We start from the raw sequence: 7,120 nt of genomic DNA on the forward strand, positions 1-7,120 counted from the left end.
GTGTGGATGTTGAGGCAGGTCAGCGCAGAGGGCAAAACGCCATCCCGCGGCTGGCGCGGGATGGAAGCAGCAGGTTCAGACTTTGCGCACGAACTCGGACTTGAGTTTCATCGGGCCGATACCGTCGATCTTGCAATCGATATCGTGATCGCCGTCGCACAGGCGGATGTTCTTGACCTTGGTGCCGACCTTGACCACCAGGGACGTGCCCTTGACCTTGAGGTCCTTGATCACGGTGATGGTGTCGCCGTCTTGCAGGACATTGCCCACAGAGTCTTTCTTCACGGTTTCGTCGCCCGCCACTTCGGCCTCGCCATTGGCGGACCACTCATGGGCGCATTCCGGGCAGATCAGCTGGGCGCCGTCTTCGTAGGTGTACTCGGAATTGCATTTCGGGCAGGGTGGCAACGTGCTCACTAAAGCTCCTTGAAAGTCAGGATGGCTAAAAGTCGCACATTATATAGGGTTTATTGCAGGTTGGGGTGGGCGCCTCGGAACCTTGTGGGAGCCGGGCTTGCCCGCGATGCAGGCACCGCGGTGTGTCAGTGATACCGAGGTGATGCTATCGCAGGCAAGCCAGCTCCCACACAAGCCAGCTCCCACGCAAGCCAGCTCCCACGCAAGCCTGCGCTCGCAGATATTGCTCAGTGCGTGCGGGCTACCGCAAACTCACTCAGCTCAACCAGGGCATCCCGGTACTCGCTGGGTGGCAGGGCTTCCAGGCACTGGATGGCACGGGCCGCATAGTCACGCGCCAACTGCGCGGTGTACTCCAGGGAACCCGAGGCTTCTACCGCTGCACGGATAGCTTCGAGGTCTTCAATCCCGCCTTTCTGGATCGCCTTGCGCACCAGAGCGGCCTGTTCCGGCGTGCCTTCGCGCATGGTGTAGATCAACGGCAAGGTCGGCTTGCCCTCGGCCAGGTCGTCACCGACGTTCTTGCCCAGGGTTTCGGCGTCGCCACGGTAGTCGAGCAGGTCGTCCACCAGTTGGAACGCCACGCCCAGGTGATCACCAAAGGTGCGCAGGGCTTCGGCCTGTTCGGTCGTTGCGCCACACAGGACGGCGGCGCTGTGGGTCGAGGCTTCGAAGAGCATCGCGGTTTTGCCGCGAATCACTTCCATGTAGGTTTCTTCAGTGGTGCTGGCGTCGCGGACCTTGGACAGCTGCAGTACTTCGCCTTCGGCGATGATGCGCGTGGCTTGTGAAAGAATCTTCATCACCGGCATCGAGCCCAGTTCGACCATCATTTCAAACGAGCGCGAATACAGGAAGTCGCCCACCAATACGCTGGGGGCATTGCCCCACATCGCATTGGCCGTCTCGCGGCCACGGCGCATGCCGGACATGTCGACCACGTCGTCATGCAGCAGGGTAGCGGTGTGCAGGAATTCGATGGTCGCGGCCAGCAGGCGCAGGTCATCGCCTTCGCGGCCCAGAGCCTTGCCACACAGCAACACTAATAAAGGTCGCAGGCGTTTACCGCCCGCCGACGTAATGTAGTCGCCAATTTTGGAGACCAGCGGCACTTTAGACGTGAGCTGCTGCTTGATGATGCCGTCGACGGCGCTAAAATCGTCCGCGACCGCGCGGTAGAAAGCTTGGGGTTGCATCAGCGACAGTCGCTCCAGAAGGGTTGCGCGGCATGCTAGGACCCTGACCCGGCAGTGTCAAGGCGCGATAGACGGCCCCTTGCATCACCCATTTACCTTGCGTACAATCGCGCACCCTGAACTTCCTGGGCAGCACCTGCCTTACGCAATTGCATTCGGGACGTCCATCCCATGCAGCCATGCCAGCCAATACCTTTTCTTATAAAGCGCTGGGTGAGCAGGATTATCGGAGAAATACCATGTCGTACGCAGTAATTGTTACTGGTGGCAAGCAATACAAGGTCGCCCCAGGTGAATACCTGAAGATCGAAAAACTGGAAGTCGCTACTGGCGAATCCGTTACCTTTGATCGCGTTCTGTTGGTCGCTAATGGCGATGACGTGAACATCGGCGCTCCAGTTGTTGCTGGCGCTACCGTTGTGGCTGAAGTGATCTCCCAAGGTCGTCACGATAAAGTCCGCATCATCAAGTTCCGTCGTCGTAAGCATCACATGAAGCGTATGGGCCACCGCCAGTGGTACACCGAGATCAAAATCACCGGTATTCAGGCTTAATTTCAGCCTAATTCCTCACTAGGAGAATTGACTCATGGCACACAAAAAAGCTGGTGGTAGTACCCGTAACGGTCGCGACTCAGAAGCCAAACGCCTTGGCGTTAAGATGTATGGCGGCCAGAAAATCATTCCGGGCAACATCATCGTGCGTCAGCGCGGCACCCAATTCCACGCCGGTTACGGTGTTGGCATGGGTAAAGATCACACCCTCTTCGCTAAAATCGAAGGCGTGATCAAGTTTGAAGTAAAAGGCGCGTTCAACCGCCGTTACGTGAGCGTTGTCGCCGCTTAATTGCGCGATCGCTGGAAAAGCCCTGTCTCGCGACGGGGCTTTTTCGTTTGTGGAGTGAGTCTCTTGCAAAGCTGTTTGTGATGGGCTCAGGCGCTGGATGTGCGGTCGTTTTCTGAGGTCGCTGCGCTCATTTTTGCAAGAGTCTTATGTCTTGGTTTCTTAAGCTCGTCCGTGCGACGAGAGGCGTTTTGTTATGAAGTTCGTTGATGAAGTTTCCATCCGAGTAAAAGCAGGCGACGGCGGTAACGGTTGCATGAGTTTCCGTCGCGAAAAGTTCATCGAAAACGGTGGTCCAAACGGCGGTGACGGCGGTGACGGCGGTTCCATCTACATGATGGCCGACGAAAACCTCAACACCCTGGTCGACTACCGTTACACCCGGCACTTCGATGCCGAGCGTGGCTCCAACGGCGGCAGCACCGACTGCACCGGTAAAAAAGGCGAAGACCTGGTACTGCGCGTACCGGTCGGCACCACGATCATCGATTCCGCGACCCAGGAAGTGATTGGCGACCTGACCAAGGCCGGCCAGAAGCTGATGGTTGTGCAGGGCGGCTGGCACGGTCTGGGTAACACCCGATTCAAGTCCAGTACCAACCGCGCGCCACGCCAGACCACGCCGGGCAAGCCGGGCGAGCAGCGTGACCTGAAGCTGGAGATGAAAGTACTGGCGGACGTGGGCCTGTTGGGCTTGCCGAACGCCGGTAAAAGTACCTTCATCCGCTCGGTCTCGGCCGCCAAGCCGAAAGTCGCCGATTACCCGTTCACCACCCTGGTGCCAAACCTGGGCGTGGTCAGCGTAGACCGCTGGAAAAGCTTCGTGATCGCCGACATTCCTGGCTTGATCGAAGGTGCTTCCGACGGTGCAGGCCTGGGGATTCGCTTCCTCAAGCACTTGTCGCGCACCCGTTTGCTGTTGCATCTCGTCGACATGGCGCCGCTGGATGACACCAGCGCACCAGACGCCGCCGAAGTGATCGTCAGCGAGCTGACCAAGTTCAGCCCGGCCCTGGCCGAGCGTGACCGCTGGCTGGTACTGAACAAGTGCGACCAGATCCTCGAAGAAGAGCACGAAGAACGCGTCAAGGAGATCGTTGATCGCCTGGAGTGGGAAGGCCCGGTCTACGTGATCTCGGCCATCGCCAAAGAAGGCACCGAGCGCCTGACCCGCGACATCATGCGCTACCTCGAAGACCGCGCCGACCGCCTGGCGGCCGACCCGGTATTCAAGGCAGAACTGGCAGAACTCGACCAGCAGATCGAAGACGAAGCCCGCGCCCAGTTGCAAGCTCTGGACGACCAGCGTGCCCTGCGCCGCAGCGGCGTGAAGTCGGTCCATGACATCGGCGACGACGATTGGGACGAAGAAGACGTGGATGATGAAGACGGTCCGGAAATCATTTACGTGCGCGACTGATAGGTTGCGATAAACTCAAACGCCGCTCCCAGGAGCGGCGTTTTGGTATCCGGGTATAACGTTATGGGCCGCGCTGGGTCGCGGGGCCCTCAATCTAAGGTTGAAGATGATGCGGAGCAAAGTGACAGGTGCGCAGCGCTGGGTCGTAAAGATCGGAAGTGCGCTGCTGACGGCGGATGGCAAAGGTCTGGATCGCGCAGCGATGAGCGTCTGGGTCGAGCAGATGGTGGCCTTGCATGAGGCCGGTGTCGAGTTGGTGTTGGTCTCGTCCGGGGCCGTTGCCGCCGGGATGAGCCGCCTCGGCTGGACCGCGCGACCCAGCGCGATGCACGAACTGCAAGCCGCCGCCGCCATCGGCCAGATGGGCTTGGTGCAAGCCTGGGAATCCAGCTTTGCCGAGCACGGCCGCCACACGGCGCAGATCCTGCTGACCCACGACGACCTGTCCGACCGCAAACGTTACCTCAACGCTCGCAGCACCCTGCGCGCACTGGTTGAGCTCAAGGTCATCCCGGTAATCAACGAGAACGACACGGTGGTCACCGACGAAATCCGCTTCGGCGACAACGATACCCTGGCCGCGCTGGTCGCCAACCTGGTGGAAGCCGACCTGCTGGTGATCCTCACCGACCGCGACGGCATGTTTGACGCTGACCCGCGTAACAACCCCGACGCCCAGCTTATCTACGAAGCCCGCGCCGATGACCCGGCGCTGGACGCCGTGGCCGGCAGTGTAGGCGGTGCATTGGGCCGTGGCGGCATGCAGACCAAACTGCGTGCGGCGCGGCTGGCCGCACGTTCCGGCGCGCACACCATCATCGTCGGTGGGCGCCTGGAGCGTGTGCTGGATCGCCTCAAGGCCGGTGAGCGCATCGGTACGCTGCTGTCGCCGGAACGCGGCATGCTGGCGGCGCGCAAACAATGGCTGGCCGGTCATCTGCAAACCCGTGGCACGCTGGTTCTGGACGACGGTGCTGTGTCAGCCTTGTCCCAGGGCAACAAGAGCCTGCTGCCGGTCGGCGTCAAGTTGGTGCAGGGCAGCTTCCGCCGTGGCGAGATGGTGGTGTGTGTGGCGCCCGATGGTCGCGAGATCGCCCGTGGCCTGGCCAACTACAGCGCCCTTGAAGCACAGAAGATTATTGGACAATCGTCCGACGCGATTGTCGGACTCTTGGGTTACATGGCCGAACCGGAACTGGTTCACCGCGATAACCTGATCCTGGTCTGAATAAAGGAAATACACGATGCGTGTCATGAAAGGATTACTCGGCCTGCTGCTGGCCATGCCGTTGCTGGCCTCGGCCGAAGAAATCGGCCAGGTGTCGACGGTGTTCAAGTTTGTCGGCCCCAACGACCGTATTGTGGTCGAGGCGTTTGATGATCCCAAGGTCGACGGCGTGACCTGCTACCTGTCGCGTGCCAAGACCGGCGGCGTCAAAGGCGGCCTGGGCCTGGCCGAAGACCGCGCTGAAGCGTCGATTGCGTGCCGTCAGGTTGGCCCGATTCACTTCAAGGGCGAGCTCAAGGATGGCGACGAAGTGTTCAAGGAGCGCACCTCGCTGGTGTTCAAGACCATGCAGGTGGTGCGCTTCCTCGACAAGAAGCGCAATACCTTGGTGTACCTGGTCTACAGCGATCGTCTGATCGAAGGCAGCCCGCAGAATGCGGTCACCGCGATTCCGATTTTGCCCTGGCCGACCGCGCAGTAACCGGCGGGCGAGTTTTTCAATCGGCGTCTATGATTGCAGGCTTGTGGTCTGTAATCTCGAACAGCCGCAACGCGAAGAACATGGGATATCTGGAGTTCGTCATGAGTGCTTTCCACGACCTGAAACTCAAAGCTTTGGACGGACAAGAGCTGCCGCTGGCGCCTTTCAAGGGGCAAGTGGTGCTGGTGGTCAACGTGGCCTCCAAATGTGGTTTGACCCCGCAATACGCCGCCCTGGAAAACCTTTACCAGCAGTATAAGGGCCAGGGATTTACCGTGCTCGGCCTGCCGTGCAACCAGTTTGCAGGCCAGGAACCGGGCTCCGAGGAAGAAATCCAGGCGTTCTGCAGCCTGAACTACGGCGTGACCTTTCCGTTGGGCAGCAAGCTTGACGTCAATGGTCACGATCGCCATCAGCTGTATCGCTTGTTGGCGGGCGAGGGCGCTGAGTTTCCTGGGGATATCACCTGGAATTTCGAGAAGTTCCTGCTCGGCAAGGATGGGCGAGTACTGGCGCGATTCTCGCCGCGCACGGCGCCGGATGATCCGACGATCGTACAGGCCATCGAAAAAGCCCTGAGCTGAATCGTTCCTGCACTGTGGCGAGGGAGCTTGCTCCCGCTGGGCTGCGCAGCAGCCCTAAACCCTCATCACTTTTACCCCTTAATCACCCAGATCAATAGTGCTACCCAGCACGCGGCACGGCTCATATTATCCACATCATAAATCCCTCTTATGTGGAGTGCTCCCATGCCCGTCCAGGCTTTGTTCAAACCTTTCCAGCTCGGTGCACTGCAACTGTCCACCCGTGTGGTCATGGCGCCCATGACCCGTTCGTTCTCGCCGGGTGGCGTACCCAATTCCAAGGTCATTGAGTACTACCGCCGCCGCGCCGCTGCGGGCGTGGGCCTGATCATCACCGAAGGCACGGTGGTCGGCCATCAGGCCTCCAATGGCTACCCGAACGTCCCGCACTTTTACGGTGAGGCCGCGTTGGCCGGCTGGAAGAAGGTGGTGGACGCGGTACACGCCGAAGGCGGCAAGATCGTCCCGCAGCTGTGGCACGTGGGCAGCGTGCGCCGTATCGGCACCGAGCCTGACGCCAGCGTGCCGGCCTACGGCCCGATGGAGAAACTCAAGGACGGCAACGTCGTCGTCCATGGCATGACCCAACAAGACATCAAGGACGTGATCAACGCCTTCGCCCAGGCCGCCAAGGATGCCCAGCGCATCGGCATGGATGGCGTGGAGATCCACGGCGCCCACGGCTATCTGGTCGATCAGTTCTTCTGGGAGGGCAGCAACCAGCGCACTGACGAATACGGCGGCAGCCTGGCCAACCGTTCGCGTTTTGCCATTGAATTGATCCAGGCCACCCGCGCCGCCGTCGGCCCGGACTTCCCGATCATCTTGCGCTTCTCTCAATGGAAGCAGCAGGACTACACCGCACGCCTGGTGCAAACCCCCGAGGCGCTGGGTGAGTTTCTTAAGCCGTTATCCGACGCCGGTGTGGACATTTTCCACTGCTCCACGCGT

Annotated in this window: 9 protein-coding genes; 7 read left to right on the plus strand and 2 right to left on the minus strand. The window is 60.1% G+C overall.

The window, feature by feature from the left end:
* Nucleotides 1–75 precede the first annotated feature (75 nt).
* Both FEM54_RS19825 and FEM54_RS19830 read right to left on the minus strand, forming a co-directional pair.
* Nucleotides 76–417, minus strand: a complete 342-nt coding sequence (locus FEM54_RS19825; protein ID WP_003230858.1) for a zinc ribbon domain-containing protein YjdM — start codon at nucleotides 415–417, stop codon at nucleotides 76–78.
* A gap of 227 nt (nucleotides 418–644) precedes the next feature.
* Nucleotides 645–1,613, minus strand: coding sequence for a polyprenyl synthetase family protein (locus FEM54_RS19830; protein WP_099549439.1), 969 nt, complete (start codon nucleotides 1,611–1,613; stop codon nucleotides 645–647).
* A 239-nt stretch (nucleotides 1,614–1,852) separates the two neighbouring features.
* Here FEM54_RS19830 and rplU point away from each other — a divergent pair, with 239 nt between their 5' ends.
* The 7 genes from rplU to FEM54_RS19865 all read left to right on the plus strand — a co-directional run.
* Nucleotides 1,853–2,167, plus strand: coding sequence for a 50S ribosomal protein L21 (gene rplU / locus FEM54_RS19835; protein ID WP_007950961.1), 315 nt, complete (start codon nucleotides 1,853–1,855; stop codon nucleotides 2,165–2,167).
* 34 nt (nucleotides 2,168–2,201) lie between these two features.
* Entirely contained in the window at nucleotides 2,202–2,459 is a 258-nt protein-coding gene (gene rpmA, locus FEM54_RS19840; protein ID WP_003176049.1) for a 50S ribosomal protein L27, read from the plus strand.
* A 193-nt stretch (nucleotides 2,460–2,652) separates the two neighbouring features.
* Nucleotides 2,653–3,876, plus strand: a complete 1,224-nt coding sequence (cgtA, locus tag FEM54_RS19845; protein WP_016976186.1) for an Obg family GTPase CgtA — start codon at nucleotides 2,653–2,655, stop codon at nucleotides 3,874–3,876.
* A 109-nt stretch (nucleotides 3,877–3,985) separates the two neighbouring features.
* Nucleotides 3,986–5,104: a glutamate 5-kinase gene (gene proB / locus FEM54_RS19850; RefSeq protein ID WP_026013771.1), complete on the plus strand. Its 1,119-nt coding sequence runs from the start codon at nucleotides 3,986–3,988 to the stop codon at nucleotides 5,102–5,104.
* 16 nt (nucleotides 5,105–5,120) lie between these two features.
* Nucleotides 5,121–5,585: a CreA family protein gene (locus FEM54_RS19855; RefSeq protein WP_017137940.1), complete on the plus strand. Its 465-nt coding sequence runs from the start codon at nucleotides 5,121–5,123 to the stop codon at nucleotides 5,583–5,585.
* Nucleotides 5,586–5,686: 101 nt separating this feature from the next.
* Complete coding sequence (locus FEM54_RS19860; RefSeq protein WP_017137939.1) at nucleotides 5,687–6,169, plus strand: glutathione peroxidase; 483 nt, start codon at nucleotides 5,687–5,689, stop codon at nucleotides 6,167–6,169.
* A gap of 165 nt (nucleotides 6,170–6,334) precedes the next feature.
* On the plus strand, nucleotides 6,335–7,120 hold a 786-nt coding region (locus FEM54_RS19865), incomplete at its 3' end, for an oxidoreductase (protein WP_138452602.1).

It is taken from the genome of Pseudomonas edaphica (assembly GCF_005863185.1).
Classification (GTDB): domain Bacteria; phylum Pseudomonadota; class Gammaproteobacteria; order Pseudomonadales; family Pseudomonadaceae; genus Aquipseudomonas; species Aquipseudomonas edaphica.

Coding starts and splice junctions, on each gene's coding strand:
- rpmA (WP_003176049.1), top strand. CDS start 2,202: ATGGCACACAAAAAAGCTGGTGGTAGTACCCGTAACGGTCGCGACTCA.
- proB (WP_026013771.1), top strand. CDS start 3,986: ATGCGGAGCAAAGTGACAGGTGCGCAGCGCTGGGTCGTAAAGATCGGA.
- cgtA (WP_016976186.1), top strand. CDS start 2,653: ATGAAGTTCGTTGATGAAGTTTCCATCCGAGTAAAAGCAGGCGACGGC.
- rplU (WP_007950961.1), top strand. CDS start 1,853: ATGTCGTACGCAGTAATTGTTACTGGTGGCAAGCAATACAAGGTCGCC.
- FEM54_RS19860 (WP_017137939.1), top strand. CDS start 5,687: ATGAGTGCTTTCCACGACCTGAAACTCAAAGCTTTGGACGGACAAGAG.
- FEM54_RS19830 (WP_099549439.1), bottom strand. CDS start 1,613: ATGCAACCCCAAGCTTTCTACCGCGCGGTCGCGGACGATTTTAGCGCC.
- FEM54_RS19855 (WP_017137940.1), top strand. CDS start 5,121: ATGCGTGTCATGAAAGGATTACTCGGCCTGCTGCTGGCCATGCCGTTG.